The sequence below is a fragment of the Stenotrophomonas sp. STEN031 genome, from assembly GCF_056759975.1.
In genome coordinates this window covers 181,460-202,128 of sequence record NZ_JBRREA010000001.1, presented here as the reverse complement: position 1 = coordinate 202,128, position 20,669 = coordinate 181,460, and the positions used below count along the sequence as shown (strand labels likewise).

Annotated in this window: 22 protein-coding genes; 11 read left to right on the top strand and 11 right to left on the bottom strand. The window is 59.1% G+C overall.

Translation table 11 applies throughout. From position 1 onward, the window contains the following. Positions 1-105: 105 nt before the first annotated feature. Genes ACVOLQ_RS00905 through ACVOLQ_RS00885 form a run of 5 tightly spaced genes read right to left on the bottom strand, consistent with a single transcriptional unit; the run spans position 106 to position 4,374 of the window. Positions 106-1,338 (bottom strand): ABC transporter permease, encoded by a 1,233-nt coding sequence (locus ACVOLQ_RS00905; RefSeq protein ID WP_481526746.1) that lies wholly within the window; start codon positions 1,336-1,338, stop codon positions 106-108. Further along, complete coding sequence (locus ACVOLQ_RS00900; RefSeq protein WP_481526745.1) at positions 1,328-2,263, bottom strand: ABC transporter ATP-binding protein; 936 nt, start codon at positions 2,261-2,263, stop codon at positions 1,328-1,330. The genes ACVOLQ_RS00905 and ACVOLQ_RS00900 overlap by 11 nt, the downstream gene beginning before the upstream one ends. A gap of 21 nt (positions 2,264-2,284) precedes the next feature. Further along, complete coding sequence (locus tag ACVOLQ_RS00895) at positions 2,285-3,196, bottom strand: transposase (protein WP_481526744.1); 912 nt, start codon at positions 3,194-3,196, stop codon at positions 2,285-2,287. Then, positions 3,180-4,178 (bottom strand): HEAT repeat domain-containing protein, encoded by a 999-nt coding sequence (locus tag ACVOLQ_RS00890; protein ID WP_481526743.1) that lies wholly within the window; start codon positions 4,176-4,178, stop codon positions 3,180-3,182. The genes ACVOLQ_RS00895 and ACVOLQ_RS00890 overlap by 17 nt, the downstream gene beginning before the upstream one ends. 55 nt (positions 4,179-4,233) lie before the next feature. Beyond that, on the bottom strand, positions 4,234-4,374 hold the full coding sequence (locus ACVOLQ_RS00885; protein WP_313173279.1) for a hypothetical protein: 141 nt from the start codon (positions 4,372-4,374) through the stop codon (positions 4,234-4,236). 683 nt (positions 4,375-5,057) lie between these two features. Between ACVOLQ_RS00885 and ACVOLQ_RS00880 the strand changes: the two genes are divergently transcribed. Continuing rightward, positions 5,058-5,522, top strand: a complete 465-nt coding sequence (locus ACVOLQ_RS00880; protein ID WP_481526742.1) for a hypothetical protein — start codon at positions 5,058-5,060, stop codon at positions 5,520-5,522. Between the two features lie 276 nt (positions 5,523-5,798). Beyond that, positions 5,799-7,130: a S41 family peptidase gene (locus ACVOLQ_RS00875; protein WP_481526741.1), complete on the top strand. Its 1,332-nt coding sequence runs from the start codon at positions 5,799-5,801 to the stop codon at positions 7,128-7,130. A 246-nt stretch (positions 7,131-7,376) separates the two neighbouring features. Here ACVOLQ_RS00875 and ACVOLQ_RS00870 read toward each other — a convergent pair whose 3' ends face one another. Together ACVOLQ_RS00870 and ACVOLQ_RS00865 are read right to left on the bottom strand one after the other, a co-directional pair. After that, positions 7,377-7,877, bottom strand: coding sequence for a hypothetical protein (locus tag ACVOLQ_RS00870; RefSeq protein ID WP_481526740.1), 501 nt, complete (start codon positions 7,875-7,877; stop codon positions 7,377-7,379). Positions 7,878-8,044: 167 nt separating this feature from the next. Further along, positions 8,045-8,833: a hypothetical protein gene (locus ACVOLQ_RS00865; RefSeq protein ID WP_481526739.1), complete on the bottom strand. Its 789-nt coding sequence runs from the start codon at positions 8,831-8,833 to the stop codon at positions 8,045-8,047. A gap of 138 nt (positions 8,834-8,971) precedes the next feature. Here ACVOLQ_RS00865 and ACVOLQ_RS00860 point away from each other — a divergent pair, with 138 nt between their 5' ends. Further along, entirely contained in the window at positions 8,972-9,400 is a 429-nt protein-coding gene (locus ACVOLQ_RS00860; RefSeq protein WP_481526738.1) for a hypothetical protein, read from the top strand. A gap of 84 nt (positions 9,401-9,484) precedes the next feature. Here ACVOLQ_RS00860 and ACVOLQ_RS00855 read toward each other — a convergent pair whose 3' ends face one another. The 3 genes from ACVOLQ_RS00855 to ACVOLQ_RS00845 all read right to left on the bottom strand — a co-directional run bounded on the left by ACVOLQ_RS00855 (position 9,485) and on the right by ACVOLQ_RS00845 (position 12,654). Further along, a complete protein-coding gene (locus tag ACVOLQ_RS00855; RefSeq protein WP_481526737.1) occupies positions 9,485-10,321 on the bottom strand; it encodes a restriction endonuclease in 837 nt (278 codons plus the stop codon). 181 nt (positions 10,322-10,502) lie between these two features. Then, positions 10,503-11,516, bottom strand: a complete 1,014-nt coding sequence (locus ACVOLQ_RS00850) for a cyclase family protein (protein WP_481526736.1) — start codon at positions 11,514-11,516, stop codon at positions 10,503-10,505. Positions 11,517-11,748: 232 nt separating this feature from the next. Further along, positions 11,749-12,654: a LysR family transcriptional regulator gene (locus ACVOLQ_RS00845; RefSeq protein ID WP_303747513.1), complete on the bottom strand. Its 906-nt coding sequence runs from the start codon at positions 12,652-12,654 to the stop codon at positions 11,749-11,751. Positions 12,655-12,994: 340 nt separating this feature from the next. Between ACVOLQ_RS00845 and ACVOLQ_RS00840 the strand changes: the two genes are divergently transcribed. The 7 genes from ACVOLQ_RS00840 (at position 12,995) to hslU (ending at position 18,081) form a co-directional block, all read left to right on the top strand. After that, complete coding sequence (locus tag ACVOLQ_RS00840; RefSeq protein WP_481526735.1) at positions 12,995-13,453, top strand: VOC family protein; 459 nt, start codon at positions 12,995-12,997, stop codon at positions 13,451-13,453. 188 nt (positions 13,454-13,641) lie between these two features. After that, positions 13,642-13,935, top strand: coding sequence for a hypothetical protein (locus tag ACVOLQ_RS00835; protein WP_313495312.1), 294 nt, complete (start codon positions 13,642-13,644; stop codon positions 13,933-13,935). A 102-nt stretch (positions 13,936-14,037) separates the two neighbouring features. After that, positions 14,038-14,508: a DUF1203 domain-containing protein gene (locus ACVOLQ_RS00830; RefSeq protein ID WP_481526734.1), complete on the top strand. Its 471-nt coding sequence runs from the start codon at positions 14,038-14,040 to the stop codon at positions 14,506-14,508. A gap of 265 nt (positions 14,509-14,773) precedes the next feature. Then, complete coding sequence (locus ACVOLQ_RS00825; RefSeq protein WP_481526733.1) at positions 14,774-15,406, top strand: vWA domain-containing protein; 633 nt, start codon at positions 14,774-14,776, stop codon at positions 15,404-15,406. Between the two features lie 254 nt (positions 15,407-15,660). After that, positions 15,661-15,873, top strand: a complete 213-nt coding sequence (locus ACVOLQ_RS00820) for a DUF3079 domain-containing protein (RefSeq protein WP_313174614.1) — start codon at positions 15,661-15,663, stop codon at positions 15,871-15,873. Between the two features lie 250 nt (positions 15,874-16,123). Continuing rightward, positions 16,124-16,675, top strand: coding sequence for an ATP-dependent protease subunit HslV (gene hslV / locus ACVOLQ_RS00815; protein ID WP_055772387.1), 552 nt, complete (start codon positions 16,124-16,126; stop codon positions 16,673-16,675). 29 nt (positions 16,676-16,704) lie between these two features. Beyond that, complete coding sequence (gene hslU / locus ACVOLQ_RS00810) at positions 16,705-18,081, top strand: ATP-dependent protease ATPase subunit HslU (RefSeq protein ID WP_313495317.1); 1,377 nt, start codon at positions 16,705-16,707, stop codon at positions 18,079-18,081. A 496-nt stretch (positions 18,082-18,577) separates the two neighbouring features. Here hslU and ACVOLQ_RS00805 read toward each other — a convergent pair whose 3' ends face one another. Then, positions 18,578-19,246, bottom strand: a complete 669-nt coding sequence (locus ACVOLQ_RS00805) for a TetR family transcriptional regulator (RefSeq protein WP_481526732.1) — start codon at positions 19,244-19,246, stop codon at positions 18,578-18,580. Positions 19,247-19,477: 231 nt separating this feature from the next. Between ACVOLQ_RS00805 and ACVOLQ_RS00800 the strand changes: the two genes are divergently transcribed. Continuing rightward, complete coding sequence (locus tag ACVOLQ_RS00800; protein ID WP_481526731.1) at positions 19,478-20,662, top strand: efflux RND transporter periplasmic adaptor subunit; 1,185 nt, start codon at positions 19,478-19,480, stop codon at positions 20,660-20,662. Positions 20,663-20,669: the final 7 nt, after the last annotated feature.

Here is a 20,669-nt window from a genome sequence, read left to right as displayed (position 1 = left end):
AGGTTTATATGCCCTGAAGAATGAGCTGTTGATAAGGTGGGGCAACTTACAATGAACGGCTCGCCCCCTCTGGGGCTTGGAGGGCATGCTATTTATTTGCTTTATTTACTTTCGGCTAGTACCTCCAGGGGCGTTCAGCTTTTTTTGCCATTCCGTTGGATGTTCTTCATTGGACCTGTTGTGAGGGTGTTTTCCGCTTCCCTCTCCTTTTAGGACAGCTTCGGAGAATACTTTGATGACGAAGTGGCGAAGGCAGATGGATGAGGCGATAACTAGGATTGCTGAAACAGCGACTTCCCAACTGGATGCGGTGTCTGACGTGACGCGGAGAGGCATTGCGAACGGCATCGTTGGCGGGAAGAATGAGAGGGCAACGATAAAACCATTGTCGGGCTCCTTCGCGCCACCGAGGCAAAGTAGAAGGCATGTCATTGGCAACAGGATCAGTGTGTTCCTTATCGGGGATGTAGAGTTGGGGAGCAGCGCTGAGGCAAGGGAGAAAATGAGGCTCCAGAGCAATAGTCCCAGTGCTCCACTTGCTATGGCCATCGACAGATGCGCCCAGCTTCTAACCGCTGCGTAAATGTCGGATACTTCGAGGATTCCAAGTATCACTGCTGTGGCTATGCCGTAGGCAGCGTACGCGGCAATTGTCTTGAGTCCATGTAGACCGGCTGCGATAATCTTCCCATCTAACCAGATCGCCGGTGTGATAGCGGCGAGTACGATCTCGCTGATTCTCCCGAACTTCTCACCTGCTATCCCTTGCATTATTAAGGAGAGCGCGGAAATGACGCCCATAATCGTCAGTATCATTATGCTTATGGAGATAATGTAGCGGTCGGGCCTGGCTTTTCCCAATGCTCCCTTTGTAGTATGCGGGATCAACTGAAGGGGGCGGATGATCTCGTTGAATTGTTGCTCTGATACTCCTTCGCGCTTTGAGCTGATCTTTAGGTGGAAGGGTGCGAAGCTCTCTATAAGCGCTTCCTGCCAATACACCCTTTTGCTTGTGTACAAGCGGTAAACAGCAGGCTCCTGCTCTACTAAAAGACCCGCCAACTCCCCATTCTCAATTTTTTTGAGAGAATCTTCGTGAGAGCTGGCAGACGTGGGGGTGAAGTTGAATCGTTTGGATGAAGAGGCAGGGAATAGGTCGACGTTTGGTGTCTCTATGCCGATATTTATTCCTGTAGGTGCTGATAGCGCTATCATCGCGTCGCCGCCGAAGCGAATAAGTGCTATCAGTGAAAGGATCAAAAGGCTGATTATTTCTCCCCTGATGTCAAAGAATCTAAGAAACTCGAAACGGGCGACGTCTAGTACTCTACGGTCCATCCTTGACTCCGGATCGGTTGGATGCGATGGCGGATACGTAAGCTTGGTGGAGGTTGGGACGGGTGATATCGATGTCCAGGACGGCATCGTGGCGGCTAATTTCGACGAGTGCGGTGGTAAAGGCGCTAAGGGCTATTTCAGGGAACTCAATTGTCAGTCGATTTTTCACGTGTCCAGTCACGCGGTGGGGCGGAAGGTTGCTGAAGCTTGGGGCAGCGCCCTGTTTTACTCGTAATGTGACGGTGCGCATGGATGGCTCCACATTTTCAGTGCACCCCATTTCATAACCGCTGATAGTTGAAGTGCGCCCTGATTGAATGAGCGTGATGTTTGAGGTGATACGCTCAACCAGCGCGAGCTGGTGCGCGGAGATGAGAACTGCTGCCCCCTCGCTAGCGCAATCAATAAGCATGTCAGATATGAAATCTTGATTGATGGGGTCCAGTCCTGAGAATGGTTCGTCCAGTACTAGAAGGCTTGGGCAATGCATCAGGCATGCGGCTAGCTGCAATTTTTGTTGATTTCCTTTTGATAATGATCTGACCTTTTGATTTCTCTTCGGATGGAGGTCTAGACGGTGAAGCCACTGCTCCAGTAGGTCCGGTATTCGACGGGTCCTAATTGCTCGTAAGCGCGCCCAGTATTTCAATAACTGCTCTACTGCGACATCTTGATATAGGCCACGCTCTTCGGGTAGAAATCCTAGTTGTTCTTTTGCAAGCGCGATTTGTATGTCTTGACCACGCCAGATTACGCGCCCAGCGTCCTTGCGAGTAAGCCCAGCGATGATGCGAAATGTCGTGGATTTTCCAGCTCCATTGGGGCCGATGAGCGCCGCGATCGATCCCTGTTCAACGGCGAACGAGGCATCATCAACAGCCATGGTTTCGCCGAAATGCTTTCTTACTGATTCAACCTGGAGCAATTGAGTGCCTCCGTTCGTCATTCAAGCAAAATTTTCGATCTCGGCCGTACGAACTTGACGCCAGCCCCTGAGGAAGGCTGAATCGCTGTCGCGCACCGCCGACCAGACATCCAGAGCTTCTTCCCGTCCAGACGCAGCGTTGGCCAGCGCTTCGAATGCGGCGAGACGGATGCGTTCGATTTCATGCTTTGCAGCGATGAATCTGAGGATGTCTTTGTGTTCGTCGTTCCCTAATGCAGCTGCCGCGCCGAATACGGAGCCTGCAGATGTGCGGTTGATGAGTGCTGAAATTCTTCCGCTGTTCAGGTCAAATGCATACTGATCCATCACCGAAGCTCTTATAGAGTTCTCCATGATGTTCAATGAAACCGAGAACGAGGTTGGGGGTAGTTGATTATGAATGTCTGTAAAAGCACGATAGAGGAGTATTTTTCCTCTGGAAAGACTGCTTCTCTCGATGTATCGAAGATTAACCTTTTCGCCGTTGACTCCATCGCACTCTTCGTAGTCGTATTCGTAGTAGTCACTTTCATAGCCAGGGCCTTGGTAGCCGACGGTCAGGAAATTGAAGTTGTGGTCGTGCGGCTGGTGGTAAAAAAATGGTTCCGTACCACTGCTCTTTACCATTTGGTCGTCAATCGCTGGCCATAGACAGGCTCTTAAAAAAAATGGCTGCCCATTCCGCTGCGGTGGATACATCATGAAAACTTGTGCGGAATAGCTATTTGCTGCCTGAAGATTGCGATAGTCCTTTAGCTCGGAGCAAATCATTTCTGCGAGGAATTTTCGATTGTTCGACAATTTCTTCAGCGCAGTTGACGCGGATGCCAGTGAATCCTGGTCCATGGGCTGAATATTGTTCTCAAACAAGAACTCAACCAGGTCGCCAAGTTCGATCGAAGTACTGTCGTCACAATCAATTTTTATCGGCATTCTCATATACCTTCATCAATGCAACGGTCTTTGCGGCGGCTTCACGAACTTGCGGGTTGCGGTCCTGATCTTTCATATGGGTAAGGAGCGGAGCAGACGCGCTTGGATCCAAGACAATAGCTTCTCGCATGGCGTGCCATCGGACGAAATGGTCAGGGTGGTCCTTCGCTATCTCGATAAGCGGATCTACGCCAGGATGCCAATCCAATTCTCGTAGTAGCGTTGCGAGGAGTTGAATGCGAGAGGATTTCATATCTGCTGCAGTGAAGGAATGAAGCTGTCCTTCAATTCCATAATGAACATTCACTGCTGCTCTGGGGCTGTTGCGAGTTGCAATGGCAAAAAGAACAGGGGAGTCGCAATAGGCAATGGACATCCCGGTCGAACCGCCCTCCAAAAATAATATATCTCCGTCTGCTACCTTTTTATTTGGTTGCCGTTGCATTTCACGGAAGCAAAGCGGGTCTTCGCGGTGGAACGGTGTTGCCGACCATAAGTTAAGCGTAGCGTTGCCACCTTTGATGAACTTGATGGCTGAGTCCGTGCCTTGCATGGTTACGCCGGATACTCGGGTCTTGCTCTTATTTCCCTTCTTGATACGGTGAGAAACCGGACCCATGGAGACCAATGAGACGCGCAGTTCGTCGCTATCGAAAAGCACGATTCCGGTAAGCGCATCGCTGTCGATTGTTTTTGCCGCCGTGGCATAGAGGGGATGGTTGGCGAACCGGAGCAACTCCTCGGAGATCAATGTTTCTATGCGTTCGGCGGATACTAGAGATACTGCTTCGCACAGCTGTTCTCGCACAGCGTCTACTTTATCTTCGTGGGATAGTGATTCTGCGATTGACCTCATTCTGCTTGTTGCGCCGATTGAATCCAATCGCCCCTCCAAGCCAAGTGTCTCGCTTGATAATCTGAAGAAGTTTGTTTGGTTGTCGATGTCATTGCAGATGGCTAGAACTTTAGATGGATCCTTCATCGTGTCGCTCGCCTCTTTGTGCCGACGCAGGAAAGAAACCTGCGTCGGCGGTCACTTAGTTGATCTGTCGATTGATGAATACACCTGCCACGACGCCCAGCGCGAAGCACGCGGGACCAGCTGTTTCATCAAAGCCCGCCTTGCCATGGATGGCGACATCGCACGGGAGTGTTGGCAATTCGCGAATGCTCGGCATTTGTATCTCCATTTATTTAAAGGACGGCCACGATTACCATGACAACAACGGATACCGGTTCGATGGTTGACTCTATTTGCGAGCTGCCATTGATGCCCACTTCAAACGCCAAGCTGGGTAAGCCTGAGTGTATTGCCTGCTCCATTTTTGGCTCCTTTGAGAAATGAATACTCCTAGATGTCACAGGCCGGGCAGTGCTACGCGGCGAGCTGTGACGATCTTGTTTTATCTGCGCCGGGGAGATTTCGCAAACTCTCAAAAATTTTCGAGGGGCGCCATTTCTCATGTTGCGGTTCCCCGGGATCCGAGTATTTCAGGCGGTTCTGGAGCGCGAATGGGCGATGCCTACACTAAAGTGTTGGTTACTCTTGCTCGAAGTTAAATAGTGGTTCTTACCCATCGCTGCGAACTAACGGAAGACGCTGCGCCGTTTCTCAATGTGTACCGCATGCCTGACTACGCCAGGTCGGAAAACCGGTTTGTGCATAAACATGACTCTTGGAAAGACCGAAATTGGATAGGTCGGCGTCCACGCAGTCATAGGAGTACCAAAAATTTTTAGGGGAGCTGGGGGGCGCGTGTTATGGTAAACGGGGAGGCATAGGTCAGATTGATTAGAGAGACGTCGAGATCAGAGAAAGATTGATTGCAATAGGCGCTAATCATTGGTACGCGGAGGAAGTATGAAGATTTTATTCTTTAGGCTTCCGGTGTCACTGACGTCCGCTGCACTTCTGTCCTTTTTGTTCTTGGTGGCCTTCACGACGGGGTGTTCCCGGCGCGCCGTCGAGAAAGCTCCAGATTGCAGTGCCGAGTACTCGGCCATAGTGGAGTCCGTCGGCCGTGATCCTGAGTTTGTCAAATACACGAACGTGAGGATCACTGATGAAGTTGTCATCCTTTGGGAGGATGTTGCTTCTCATCAAAAGGCGTGCCCCGGTAATCACGGAAGCCTCCGTATCATTGCTTCATCACATCCTGATTTCAATTCACGCAGGCCTTTTGTATTTGTCGAGCGGCTTTATTACGACGAAGATGCGGCGTTTATCGGCCTTCACCTTGTACCCTCCGGGAAGAACGTTGACGCCCTGATGAGAAAGAAGAACGGGAAGTGGAGAGTTGTGGAGAGTACTTTTAGGGAGGAATAACCATTTTTCGGTAGCACGCATATGCGTTCCTCTACTACTGCGCGCTGATTTCCTGCCGCGCCAGTCGCAGTGCCATGTATGCCTGACAGAGCCGTTGTTGAAGTAGGCTTCGTCGAGGTTTGAGTTCGATGAAGGCTTGGAGTAAGGCTGCGTCTTGGTTGCTCACCTGCCAAATTCTTCTGCAACGTGATGCGGGTGTTGAGCAATAGCTCCAGGTTCACCCCATTGCGGGGTTTGAACTAGGATGAACTTCCCGTTCTGACAAGGATGTCGGCCATGCAGCGCATAGCTCTCTTTTTTCTTATTGTAATTTTCAGCGAATGGGCAGCTTCAGATACGGTTTGGCGAGGCACCAGCCCTCAATCATCCGTCAACGGCTCGGGGGATATTACGGGGCCGATGGGTGCGGCCGTCAGTTTGTCCGGTGAGTCGACCGGTACAGAGGGCTTTATTGGAGCCATCACTTCGATTGACGCGCATGGCTACCGAGGGCAGGAGGTGGTTCTTTCCGGCACATTGCAGGTGAAACAAGGCGTGGGGAGTGCCAGCCTCTGGGGGCGCGCTGATGGACCCAACGGACGGATTGCGTTCGAGAGTTCCGCCGGTGAGCCGGTGCGCTCCGGTGATGGGGCCCAAACGAGGGAAATTAGGCTGTATGTTCCGTTGGACAGCACCCGTCTGAAGCTTGGTGCGACGCTTGCGAGTGCCGGGCATGTGGGCGTCGAGCACGTCACGCTCAAAGCAGAGCCCGTCACTGTGAACGGCGTGTCAGCCTACGACATGCTCGACCATGCCATCGCCGTCATCCAGGCAAATGCGTTGAATGCAAGCCGGGTGGATTGGAATGCAGAGCGGGCCGTGCTTCTGACAGACGAGCTGAAAGCACTGCCATCACAAGAGGCTTACAGCAGAATCCAGAAAGTACTTGTCACATTGGAAGATCGCCACAGCTCCATTCGGGCGCCGAAGCGTGCAATGGCGCTCCGTGAAAGTGCCATTGCAACGCAGCCGATTGAAGCCAGGAGCATGCAGGACATCGGCTACCTGCTCGTTCCCGGACTAAGCGGAACCGATCTGGTCGCTAGCCGGGCTTTCAGTGCCTTGCTTTGCAAGCAGGTCGCAAGCCTCGCGCCGACATCACCGAGAGGTTGGATCATCGACCTGCGTGCAAACCCCGGGGGCAATATGTGGCCGATGATCAATGGGCTGCACTCATTTCTGGGCAGCGCCAACGTCGGCGCGATCAAAGAGCGCGATGGGGTTGTAACCCCATGGCAATCCAGGCGCTCGGATGCATGCAGCGTGGAACTGTCGCGCAGCCGTGTTGCTGTTCTTGTCGGGCCGAGGACGGCAAGTTCCGGGGAAGCGGTGGCGGTTGCTTTCCGTGGTCGCCCTGAGACCAGCTTTTTCGGCGAGCCAACTGCGGGACTCTCAACCTCCAATAGAAGCTTTGGTCTTCCTGATGGCGGCGTGCTTGCGTTGACGACCGCGGTATTCACCGATCGATCTGGGGTTGAGTATCCACGCGGTATACAGCCCGAGAATTTTGTGCCGGCTGATCAGAATGTGATTCAGGCAGCAACGGAATGGCTGCGCGCGTCGCCTTGATAGCATGCAGCGGATGGGTAGTTGTAGCAGCGGCTGGTTGAGTGGTAGATGCACCCCGCAGAATAAGCGCCTTGTAGGCGATGGTGTGGGAGCATCGAAGCCAGCGGTCCGAGTGATTTGCACAGACTCGGCTTGAAAGAGCCGATTCAATGCAAGAATCTTGCCGTGCGTTCCTGCGAATGGACCTGCTTCTACAAAGATGCCCGGCCTTTGTTGGAGGCTTGTTGCCTGGCTTGAGGGTTCAACTCAATTTTCAGGGCCGCGGCGAACAATGATCATCTCCTTTGCGTGGTGCTTCTCCAGATCCATTCGATCCAGCTCCAGATACTTCGGATAGAGCTCGCACCTGCGGGCGATTTCCTCGGGCATCGAAGCCTTCATTTCTGTTCTCATGGCATCGCCCATGTGGGAAAAAATCGCTTCCACTCCAGAGATGAACCTTGCATGCTTCTGCGGATCTCCGTCGGCGCTTTTCAAGGCAAAAGATGACATGGCAGCCTCGATTTCCTCCATGAAAGGGAGATGGCGATGTTGCCAGGCCGCGTAGCTGTCCGAGTTTGCTTTGCCTTGGTCTGGAAACCTCTCCGTACAGAGTTCCCCAATCATCTTGGCTGTACGAATGGCGCCATAGACTCTGCTGAGATTTGTTTCATAGCTTTCGCTGGCGGTACTTGCCGGAGTTTCCTGGGCGCAGGCGCTGGAGCAGCAGATCAGCGCGAGCAACGTCAATGTCATTCCCTTCATCATCAACCAAGTTTCATCGCGGCGGGGAAGTTTAGTACACCGCTATGTCGGGTGCAGCAGGCAGCCAGAGCGGGAAATTTGGGGTCAGAGTCGGGTTGCTTGAAGCTTGGTTTCGATACTCCACATGCAGGACCATCGCTTGACGTGGTGAATAGGCCGAAACCGGACCTTCAGTTGACGGCTGGAGGTGACGCCGTGCTGCTCGTTGGGGCATAGAGGCCGTCATAGCCGGGTATCGATCCAGCTGCCGGCAGATAGCCCCTGTTGTCGCCAACGAAGCGGTTGTTCTGGATCGGCGTGACACCGCATTCCGGTACGCAAACCCAAGCTGTGCCGGCAGGCCCGCGCACATAGACGCTGTGGGGACTCAGGTCGGACAGCAGGTATCCGGCCGGCTCATAGTAGGGTGCTGACTCTCGACCTTTTTGACGGCTGGCATGGACGTTTCCAAGCAGAGCAATCACCGTGGCTCCCCCGCCGTGTGCTGAGCGGATGTGCCTGGCCATACCTGCGTCCCTTGATCCGGCCATGCCATCGTCCACGGCCAGCACGCTGATTGCTGCACCTTCAGTACGAAGTGTTCGTAGACGATGCAGCAGTTTCAACATGGCCACGCTGGATCGCCCGTCCTGAGGCTGGCGTGCCCAGAATTGGGTGGCTAGAAATGCCGCCTGGTCCGCATCGGAACCCTTGCTTGCCAGGAAGTTGTCCAGGCTTGTCTGCTCTTCGATTGGAATCTCCAGCGCGACTACCACTGGACTTCCTGACGTTGCGCTGGCGCAGGCGAGGTCGCCAATCAGTGCTGGTGTCTCGTTGGTGCCATGGACTTCACCTACCAGCAGCAGGCTTGCAGCGGGCATGTTCAGAGGCCAGCTGCAGTTGGTGTTCTCATTGGCTGAAGCAACGTCATTTGCGAATGCACCTGACGCCAGCAGCAGAAGTGGAAGGAGTGACTTCATGTCGAGACCCTTTGTCGAGATGCATCCGTGGCACGCCCTCACTGTACACGGTCGCGGCCGGCTGCCGCCGCTGTGGAACAGGCGTGGGACGTATGATGCAGGACTTGGCTTTCCTTCGCTTGATCGCTCGGCATCCCCATGACCAAACTGCTCATGACAAGAATCGATGTGCCCGGCTGGGCACGTCCGTTTGCAACCGATGTCGATGCGGAGTTTGACGCACGGCTCCATCAGGCCGCCGAGTCTCAGATGGCCGAGATCCATGCCGCTGCCCATCAGCTGGTCCAGCGCTACGTTGACCAGGTGGCGGATGACATGCTGTTCCCCGACAAGGGAAGAATGACCGGTGATTACTGCGTTTCCGAGCTGCGTTATGACGTTTTGAGAACTGATTCTTTCCAGAAGGAGGAAGCGCACCGGCTAAGCCTGTTTGTGCGCTGCCTGGAACATCCCTCCGCGCAGCAGCAAATAGATCTCGATTACCTCGGGCTTGAGGTGCACTTCCTCTGGAATGAAGAAAGCGCAAGCTTCGAAGCTACCGGCGATATCGATTCAAGCTCGATCTGAGCAGGCCGGTGCCAAGTGACCATCGGATTTGAACTGCCACTTTGAAAACAACGTCACCAGCGAGAATCGCGCTTCAAGGTGGGATCAGGTGATTGCAGCTCCCGTGCCCCGGCATTTCGGGAAATTGCTGCAGCCAAGGAAGCGCTGCCCCGTGCTTCTATTGACCCGCTGCACCAATGCACCTCCGCAACGAGGGCATGGCGCGGCATCGGGCGCTGGGTGCACTGATGTCTGCAGCGTTGGTTCCGTGCGCTGATTGATTGGCACGGGTGCATCTTCCACTGTCTTCAACGACTGGATCATTGCCAGCAGTTGTTCGCCGCCGATCAGTTCGATGGGCTTCTCGCGCGCGAAGGCCTCCGCATCCGGAGTGAACGTGCCGATACAGACAATCTTGACGGACTGCGCTTGGTGATGGGCAAGAAGCCCGGCCATCTCGCGCACCACGCTGACGCCTACCTGTTGGCGCTTCCACTGTTTGCATTGAACCAGCGTGCGCCGGCCGTCCTTGCGCAGGATGAGGTCGATTCCGCCATCGGGGCCACCCAGCCCGGTCTCTTCCACCGCATAGCCCTGGCGGCGGAATGCTTCGCCGACGAGCTGTTCGAACTGGCGCCAGCCGCCGGCCGCCAGGCTTTCGAGCGTGGTGCGTGTGTCCAGGAAGCGGCGGCGTTTGCGGGCATTGAGGTAGGAGGCCAGGGCCGCGAACCAGCAGATGCCGAGCAGCACCCATGCCAGCGGCACGAAGACAGGACTGGATTGTTGGGCAAAGGCTTGCGCCAGCATGCCGCCTTGAAGGGACAGGAACCATTGGATGCCGTAGCGCACCAGGATGAAGCCGATGATCCCTGCGAGGATGCCTACTGGCCACGGCGTGGTTGCCAATGTGCCGATAGGAGATTGTTTTGTTCTGCGTCCCATGCGAACCCCCTGCTCCAGAGGGCAAGTTAGCGCTTGGGTGGGGTGTTGTCATCAGGTTGGTCGATTTGTAGGAGTGCGGTGTAAGGCGCGAAGCTTGTTGTATTGGGTGTTTGGCAGCGGGTTGTGCTGGTGGTGTTTTTGCTTCGCGGCTTACGCCGCTCCTACAAATGCGGCGGGGCTGTTATCGGACTGGCAACGCTATCGGGCGTAGCGGGGCTGCGTCACCGCCGCGGATCTTCAATGGGCCGCCGATGAAGGCGAATTCGTAGACCTTGTCGCGGGCCAGTTCGTCCAGCGCGATCAGCTCGATGATCGGTGCGCCTTGCTGGGCCAGCAGGTAGGTGTGCAGCGGGACGTAGTCGTCGGCCACTTCCGAGGGGAAGGTCTCGAAGCTGAGGTTGTCGGCGCCCACGATCATCGCGCCGCCGTCCTCCACCAGGAAGCGTGCCGCATCCAGGCCCATGCCCGGCGGGTTGGCCATATAGGCCTTGGGCTGGTTGAACAGCTGCATGCGTCCGGTGCGGATCAGCACGATGTCGCCTTGCTGCAGGCTGACCTTCTGCCGGCGCAGTGCATCCTGCAGGTCCTGGCGGGTGACGCGGTAGCTGTCTGGCAGCATGTCCACGCCCTTGGCGCCGGCGACGTCGATCAGGATGCCGCGGGCAACCAGCGGTGGAAACTTCTCGATGCCGGTGACCTTCCAGCCGCGATCACCGAGGTGTTTGCTGGCCTCGAAGCCGTTCCAGATCTTGCCGTGGATGCCGAAGTGGTTGAGCGCGTCGATATGCGTGCCGGTGTGGCTGTACATCGAGAATGCGGTGCCGGTGTAGCTGCGGGTGCTGTTCATTGTTTCGCCCACGCCCATCGGGTCATCGATCACCGTGCCCTGCGGCGTGTGGGTCATCCAGAACTGGTAATGCGGATCGCCGGCGTCCTGCCAGCTCGGCATGCCGACGTAGTAATCGGTGGCCAGGTCGTAGACCTTACCGCCGCTTAGCCGCGACAGGATCGCCGCGCGTGATGCTTCGGTGATCAGGTTGAGCCGGCCGATCTCGTCGTTCGGGCCCCAGGGGCTGACACCGACCTGCTGACCGGAGCGGAGTGGCTCGGCCGTGGCTGAAGGGTGCGCCGACGAGGGCAGGGCGGTGGCGGCCAGCAGCAGGCCGAGCGCAGTGGTGAGGTTGCGGATATTCATCGGAAAAGCTCTGTGCGGGGGAACGACGCGATGGCGTCGCAACAGGCACGCGGTGGCGTGCACGGGTCTCCGTTTTGCAGCAGGGCCGCCGCGCGCAATGCGTCGGCTGTCGGTCGCGTTGCTGGTAAGGGCAGCGCGCCGACATCAGGCCCGGCTCAGCGGGAGAACGCAGCTTAGGTAGCCGTCGCAGCGCGAAACAGCGGCTGCCGGGCAGCTCAGTATTCGCTGGGCGTCAGCAATCCAGGCCGGCGCAGCGGGGCAGGGCGTCGTGCAGGAAGTCGATGAAGGCGCGCACCTTGGGCTGCAGGTGGCGCTGGGTCGGGTAGACCGCGTAGACGATGCGCTGCGGGTAGTGATGATCCGGCAGCACCTGCTGCAGCTGGCCGCTGGCCAGGGCGGGCGCGGCCAGGAAGGAAGGCAGCGCGCCGATGCCGGTGCCGGCCACCAGCAACTCGCGCAGCAGCAGGCTGTTGTTGGCGCTGACGCGGGTCGGCTGGGTTACCGTCACCTGCCCATCGGGGCCGTGCAGCGGCCAGCTGCCGGGCGAATCGGACAAGCTGTAGGCCAGCAATGCGTGCTCGCCCAGCTGCGCTACCGTGGTCGGGGCTGGATGCTGCTGAAGATAGGCGGGCGCAGCGCACAGCACCTGCTGCAAGGAGGCCAGGCGGCGTGCGACCAGGCTGGAGTCGTGCAACTCGGCGCGTATCCGCAGCGAGACATCGAAGCCTTCGCCCACGGCGTCCACCACCCGGTCTTCCATCACCAGGTCCAATGCCAGCTGCGGGTGCGCTGCCAGGAACCGTGGCAGCAACGGCGAAAGCGTGCTCAACGCGAACGAAAGCGGTGCATTGACCCGCAGCCGTCCGCTGACCTCGCCGCTCTGCTGGGCGATGCCGCGTTCCAGCGCATCCAGCTCATCGAGCAGGCGGCAGCACTCCAGGTAATAGGCCTGGCCGGTATCGGTCAGGCTCATGCGGCGGGTGGTCCGCTGCAGCAGCACCACGCCCAGATGCGCTTCCAGCGCACGCAGCTGCTTGCTCAAGCCTGCCGCCGACATGCCAAGGTCTTCGGCCGCACGCGCCAGGCTGGCACGCTCGACAATCCGCCGGAAAGCACGCATCAGGTTGAAGGAATCCACGGCAAGCCTCACGACAGAACGCGCACAGGGTAAAGAAAACCGGGGTCAGAGTCAGGTTTGAAGGCTGCAGGGATTTCTTTCAACAGTCCTGCGCAATGCCGACAAGACCGGGCAGCCGTGCTCGCGATCGACGTTCCGCCAGCGTCATCATACTCCTGTCGCGTCGCTTCATAGGTGCTGCCGCCTCGTTGCAAGGAGAAGCCGCTGGCCTTGCCGGGCTCCCACGCGGCGATGCAGAAATTGTCAGGCGTCCTTGCTCAGGGTGTAGGCTCGCGTTGCGTCGCAGGCGGGTTGCTACGCGTCGTAGATCAACGCTGGTTTCTGCTGCCGAGGAGTTCGCATGACGGTCAAGCGCATGGACAACGTTGGCATCGTGGTCGAGAACCTGGATGCCGCCATCGAGTTCTTCACAGAACTCGGCCTGATCCTGGAAGGGCGCATGCCGATCGACGGTGAGTGGGCTGGGCGTGTCACCGGTGTGCGCGGCCAGCGTGTCGAGATCGCCATGATGCGTACGCCTGACGGGCATGGCAGGCTGGAACTCTCATGTTTCCACGCTCCGGCCATCGCTGCCGATCACCGTGCTGCACCGGTGAACTCGTTGGGCTATCTGCGCATCATGTTCGCGGTTGAGGACATCGACCAGACCCTTGCCCGGCTCAGCAAGCTTGGGGCCTCGGTGGTTGATCAGGTAGTCAACTACGAGGATACGTATCGGCTGTGCTACATCCGTGGTGTGGAGGGAATCCTGATCGGCCTGGCCCAGGAGCTGGTGCCCCGCAGGCCCGGTGATACCTGACATTGGGGAGCTTTGCCGGAGCGCTGGCCGCAGTCTGCCAGCGCGTCTTGATTGGGCGGTGGTGAGTTTGGCTGCACGCGAATGCACGGGGAAGCTGTTGTTGGTTGGCGCCAGGCAAGCGCGCCGCTTGACGGCATCAGGGTCCGCTGTGACTATCCGCGTATTCATCAGGGCTAGCAAGGTTCCCCATGTCTGGCTTGCTTGGCGGGTTGATAGAGGGCGTTGTGGATTTCGTGACGGATATATGGGTGCTGCGCAGGCAGCGTTCGGGCAGGAATCTGCCGACGAAGTCCCTTGGCAGGGATGCTGCAGACGTGGTGCTGTTCGATATCTGGGCCTTGCTGCTGTCGATCCTCGGCTTTGCCTGCTTCGCGGCGATGTTCTTCGCGGCCGAATTGCCGTTGTGGATCAGCCTGGTGCCCGCGGCGGCGGTGGTGATTTACCTGCTCTATCGCTGGTTCGCGCTGGTGCGCGCGGAATAGTCATCGCTGCGCGGACGCATTGGCGGATGACAGGTCCGATGATGGCGAGCCTTGGATTGCAGGCGATGCGATGCTGCGGGCCTTCAATCACCGAGATGCACCATGGCGTCCTTTCAGCTGCGCGGGTTGGATCCTGAACTTTTCGCTGGGCTTTTTGAGCTTGATGATGCGGCGCTTGGCGCACGCCAGATCGTGCGCGTCATCGCGACCGGGACATCGGGCTTTCCCTGCCGGGTGAGCCTGGCCGATGCGCAGGTGGGCGAGGAGCTGTTGTTGCTTCCGTTTCAGCACCAACCGGCGGACTCGCCGTATCGTGCCAGCGGCCCCGTTTTCGTACGGCGTGGGGCCGCGCCCGCGAAACTGCGCGTCAACGAGGTGCCAACCCAGGTGCAGCGGCGTCTTGTTTCCTGGCGTGCCTACGATGCCGATGATCGGATTCGGTTTGCCGAGGTCTGCGAAGGTATCGATGTCGGCGCCGGTTTGCAGCAGGCCTTCGATGATCCGGGCGTGGCTTATGTGCACCTGCATTTTGCACGTTATGGTTGCTATTCCTGCCGCGCGGACCGGGTGTGAGAGCGGTGGCGGGCAAGCGTTTGATCCCCTGCTCCTGCGCGCTGCACTGCACGCGGCGAAACGGCGAAGGTACCTTGCTGACGAATAGGGGGAAGGCGTTGCAGGTGGCGACAGGCCTGCAAGGGGATGGATGGTTGCTGGAACCCTCCTGTGCAGGATGGCCCGGCACTGCGTGTTGTCCGGCTGGGGTTTGCGACTAGACTGGGCCGACGAATAAGGAGATTCCGATATGGGCTATGGATCCGGGCAAGCTGTTGGCGGTTCTGTGAGTGCGCAGGAAAGTCGTTGTGCCGTGTTGTTGCTGCTGGATACATCAGAGGCAATGGGGCGTGAGCGCATTGATCGGCTCAACGCCGCGCTCATGCAGTTCAAGCAGGCCTTGTATGCCGATCCGGAGACGGCAAAACGCGTTGACATTGGAATCGTCAGCTACGGCCCGGTACGCACGGCGACCGATTTCGTGGCGGCGCAGAGCTTCTATCCCCCGTTCCTGCTCACCGCCGCGGATGCGCCCATGGGGGCGGCGATCGAACAGGGATTGGCGCTGATCCGTGAGCGCAAGGAGACCTACAACGACCGGGGGCTCAGCTACTACCGGCCGTGGCTGTTCCTGATCAGTGCGGGAGCGCCCAGCGATGATTGCCAGCGGGCTGCTGAAGGTATCAGCGACGGTGAGGCCAACAAGGACTTCCAGTTCTTCGCGGTAGGCGTGGAGGGAGCGGACATGCAGGCACTACGACAGGTATCGGTGCGCGCGCCGTTGACCTTGAAAGGCCAGCAGTTCGATCAGCTGTTCAGTTGGTTGTCCGCTTCCATCGCTGCCGTCGTTCGTTCGGCACCGGGCGATACGGTGCCGTTGAGCAACCCGACTGCGGGCGGCGGCTGGGCGGCAGCATAGCGGTGGCCACAGGCGCCGGCGCGTTCGCAGCAACGGCGCAAGCCGCAACCCGATATCAGTCGCGTCGCCCGAGTACCTGCAATCCCGGCAACCGCCGGCTTCGCGGTCAACGCCGCTCCTGGCAGGTGTTGCATGCGTGGGGAAGCCCTGCCGGGCACGGCTTGGCACTACATGGTGGAGGGTGGCTTGATCCATGTCAGTGCACCTGTTGCGTGCGCGGCGCATGGTTGTCCTCCAAGCGTGGAGGCGTCGCGATGGCCAAACCTTTTCCGTTGAACCCCAAACACCCCGAGCGGATCTGCTGGGGCTGTGACCGCTATTGCGCCACTGATGCGCTGGCCTGCGGCAATGGCTCGGGGCGCACGCAGCACCCGGCGGAGCTGCAGGGTGAGGATTGGTATCTGGCGTGGGGAATCGAACCGGAGCCGGGGCGGCCGGGAAGGGCGGCGCTGGAGAAGAAGTTGTAGGAGCGGCATGAGCCGCGAAGCTCGCGGTTTGTCAGGTCACGGGCTCTCTTGCGGCTCCAGTGGTGTCGGCTTCGCGGCTTGCGCCGTTCCTGCGAGGTGATCGGTTGGATTGCTTGGAAGGCCTCTGCCGAGCATGGCTCGGCACTACATGAGGCGTCGGTTTTCTGAATGGTGGCTGTCGCTGGCGGGCGGAGGCTTGATCGCGACGCTGACCGGCCCCATTACCGGTGAACAGTATTCCGGAGGCCGTATGGACCCCAGTCAGAACCCGAACGTGTTTCATGCCACCACCATCTGCTGCGTGCGTCGCGGCGAGCATGTGGCGATTGCTGGCGATGGTCAGGTCACCCTGGGCCATACGGTGATGAAGGGCAATGCGCGCAAGGTGCGCCGGCTTGGTCGCGATGGCCAGGTGCTGGCGGGCTTTGCCGGTGCAGCCGCGGATGCCTTCACCCTGTTCGAGTTGTTTGAAGCCAAGCTTGAAAAGCACGGCCAGCTGACCCGCGCTGCGGTGGAGCTGGCCAAGGATTGGCGCACCGATCGCCGCTACGGCAAGCTCGAAGCCCTGTTGGCCGTTGCCGACCGCGAGACCTCGCTGATCATCAGCGGCACCGGCGATGTGATCGAGCCGGAGGACGGCATCATCGCGATTGGCTCGGGCGGTTCCTACGCGCTCAGCGCGGCGCGGGCTTTGCTCAAGCACACCGATCTGGATGCACGTGGCGTGGCCACCGAGGCGATCAACATCGCCGGCGGCATCTGCATCTACACCAACACCAACGTCGTGGTGGAAGAGCTCTGAGCTCTTCGGCCATCAACCGCGAGTACCCCATGAGCCATAAGATCGAAGTTTCCTCCGCCACCATGACGCCGCGCGAGATCGTGCAGGAGCTGGACCGTCATATCGTCGGCCAGCACGACGCCAAGCGCGCGGTCGCCATCGCGCTGCGCAACCGCTGGCGCCGCATGCAGTTGCCCGTCGAGCTGCGCAATGAAGTGATGCCGAAGAACATCCTGATGATCGGCCCGACCGGCGTCGGCAAGACCGAAATCGCGCGTCGCCTGGCCACGCTGGCCAATGCGCCGTTCGTCAAGGTTGAAGCTACCCGTTTCACCGAGGTTGGCTACGTCGGCAAGGACGTGGAGCAGATCATCCGTGACCTGGCCGATACCGCGGTCAAGCTGTACCGCGAGCAGGCCAAGGTGCGCGTGCGCACGCAGGCCGAAGAGAAGGCTGAAGACCGTATTCTTGATGCCTTGCTGCCGCGTCGCAGCGTCGGCATTGGCTTCGACCCGGAAGCGGCACGCAACGAGCCGTCGGCCGCCGATAACGAAACCCGCATCAAGTTCCGTCGCATGCTGCGCGCCGGTGAGCTGGACGAGCGCGAGATCGAACTGGATGTTGCCGCCAACGTCAGCATGGACATCATGACCCCGCCAGGCATGGAGGAAATGGGCCAGCAGCTGAAGTCGATGTTCGCCAACCTGGGCAGCGCCAAGTCGAACAAGCGCACGCTGAGCATCAAGGCCGCGCGTCCGCTGCTGATCGAAGAGGAAGCCGGCAAGCTGGTCAACGAGGACGATATCCGCAGCGCGGCGATTGAAGCCTGCGAGCAGCACGGCATTGTCTTCATCGACGAGATCGACAAGGTTGCCAAGCGCAGCGATGCAGGTTCGTCCGGCGGCGATGTCTCGCGCGAAGGCGTGCAGCGCGACCTGCTGCCGCTGGTGGAAGGTTCCAACGTGTCGACCAAGTACGGCACGGTGAAGACCGACCACATCCTGTTTATCGCCTCCGGTGCGTTCCATCTGGCCAAGCCGAGCGATCTGATTCCCGAGTTGCAGGGGCGCTTCCCGATTCGCGTGGAACTGGGTGCGCTGAGCAAGAATGATTTCGTGCGGATTCTCACTGAGCCGAAGGCGGCGTTGACCAAGCAGTACGAAGCCTTGTTGGCGACGGAAGGCGTCAAGGTCAACTTCACTGCCGAGGCGGTGGACCGTCTGGCGGAGATCGCGTTCCAGGTCAACGAACGGCAGGAGAATATCGGTGCACGTAGGCTGCACACGGTGCTGGAACGCTTGCTGGATACCTTGAGCTATGAGGCACCGGATCGTGATGGCGACAGCATTGCGATCGACCCGGCGTATGTGGACAAGCACCTGGGTGAGCTGGTGAAGGACCCGGATCTGAGTCGCTATATCTTGTGATGATTGGTTTGGGTTGATGAGAAGCGGCGGCACGTTGGTGCCGCCGTTTTTTTTTCGTGTGTTTTGTTTGTTGGCATTGCGAGCCAGGCCCTTGCCGAGCATGGCTCGGCACTACCTGTGCACGGCGGCGCCTGGGCTTTAGCCCTCCCTTTGCCGCAGGCAAGGGGAGGGTTGGGAGGGGTGTTTTTGCCTTTGCCTTCGCCATCGCTTGCTTCGCGGCTCACGCCGCTCCTACAAGGCTGCTGCGGCGCTGTGACCTTGTTCGGTACGGCCTCTGTCGAGCACGGCTCGGCACTACCTGTGCACGGCGGCGCCTGGGCTTTAGCCCTCCCTTTGCCGCAGGCAAGGGGAGGGTTGGGAGGGGTGCTTTTGCTTTTGCCTTTGCCTTCCCCATCGCTTGCTTCGCGGCTCATGCCGCTCCTACAAGGCTGCTGTGGCTCTGTAACCTTGCTTGGTACGGCCTCTGCCGAGCATGGCTCGGCACTGCAGGTCTTGCTTAGTCTTCGTCTGGTGGTGGCAGCGGCGAAGGATCAGCGCCGGGTATGAACACGCCGGGCTGCACGTAGTGCGCCATCAATGCGTCCAGCATCTCGCGGCTGTCGCGCTCCAGGTCGAACTGGGTGGGCTCGAGCATGGCGCTGTACAGCACGCCGGTCAGGCCTGCATGGAGGATGCGCGCGCTGGTTGCGGTGTTCACGCCATCGCGCAATTGGCCCAGTTCGCGCGCGCGTTCAAAGGCTCGGCGGAAAATCGCCATCTCTTCTTCGACGCTGTCGTGCTGGAGTTGCTGCATCGCCAGGCTTTCGGTGGACAGGTCGTTGCGCAGCATGATTTCCATCATCTCGCGCAATCGCGGATCGGTGGCCAACTCGCTCAAGGACACCAGCATCGCCGAGCGCAGGTCCAGGATTGGGGTGTTGCGCAGTGGCGAGTAGGTCTGGCGCAGGCGCTTGATGAACGGCACGCGCTCGCGGTTGATCATCGCTTCCAACACTTCGGTCTTGTTCTTGAAGTGCCAGTACACCGCGCCACGGGAAACGCCCACGCGCTCGCCAATCGCGGCTAGCGAGCTGCCTGCAACGCCGTGTTCATGGAAACAGGCCAGCGCGGCATCCAGGATGCTTTCGCGCGTGGCCGCTGCCTCTTCTTTGGTCTTTCTGGCCATTGCTCTGTGCAAATGCTGGATGAAACCGACCTGAATTGTACCCGTTTACAAACATCCGTGTATGTATGTATATTTCCGCGGCTTGCTCTGCAGGATGGCCGTGATGTGCGTAGTGGTGGCGGTTGCCACGGCTGTGCCCGTAACGTATGTGGTACGGAAGGATATGCCCGGGCGTATCTCATGTTCCGCCCGATCCTCGAGCGCCACTTTTCCTCATTGAGCTCCTCTCCCATGCCTGCTATCAGTCGCTACCGTCTCGTCGCGCTTTCCCTTGCACTATCCGTCGCGCTCGTTGCCTGCAAGGGCGGCGGAGAGCCGCCGCAGCAGGGTGGGCCGGGTCAGGTCACCGTGGTCACGCTGAAGCCGGAAACGGTCACTTTGACCCGTGAATTGGCCGGCCGTGCAAACGGCTACCAGGTTGCCGAAGTGCGCCCGCAGGTCAGTGGCATCGTCGCCAAGCGCCTGTTCACCGAAGGCAGCGTGGTCAAGGCCGGCGATCCGCTGTACCAGTTGGATGACGCCGCTTACCGCGCGCAGGCCAACAGCGCCCGCGCGCAGCTGGCCCGTGCCGAAGCCAGCGCCAATGCTGCCCGACTGGCCGCGCGCCGCAGCAGCGAGCTGGTCAAGTCGCGGGTGATCAGCGTGCAGGATGACGAGAACGCACAGGCCGCCTGGAAGCAGGCCGAGGCAGACGTGCTTGCCGCCCGCGCATCCCTGGATGCGGCCAACGTGACGCTGGGTTATGCCCGCATCACCGCGCCGATCAGCGGCCAGATCGGCAAGTCCTCGGTCACCCAGGGCGCGCTGGTCAGCGCCGGCCAGGCCGAGCCGCTGGCCACCATCAACCAGTTGGACCCGATCTATATCGACGTCACCCAGTCGTCGGCCGAACTGCTGCAGCTGCGCCGCGAACTGGCCGCCGGTCGCCTGGAAGGCGCCTCGGAACTGCCGGTCGACATCGTGCTGGAAGACGGCAGCACCTTCGCCCACAAGGGCAAGCTGGAGTTCTCCGAAGTCAGCGTTGATCCGGCCACCGGCAGTTACCTGATGCGCGTGCGCGTGGAGAACCCGGACCAGGTATTGATGCCGGGCATGTTCGTGCGTGCCGTGCTGGGCAGTGGCGTGCGCCCGAACGCACTGCTGGTGCCGATGCAGGGCATCGCGCGCGATCCCAAGGGCGATACCTCGGCGATGGTGGTGGATGCCGAGGGCAAGGTTGCCGTTCGCCCGGTCAAGGTCAGCCGCACCGTCGGTGACAAGTGGCTGGTCGAGGACGGTCTGAAGGCAGGCGACAAGGTCATTGTCGAAGGCCTGCAGAAGATTGGCCCGGGGATGCCGGTGCAGGCCACCGAGAAGGGTGCCGAAGCCGCCAAGCCAGCTGCCGCGCCCGCCGCGGCGCCGGCTGAAAAGCAGTAAGCGGAGA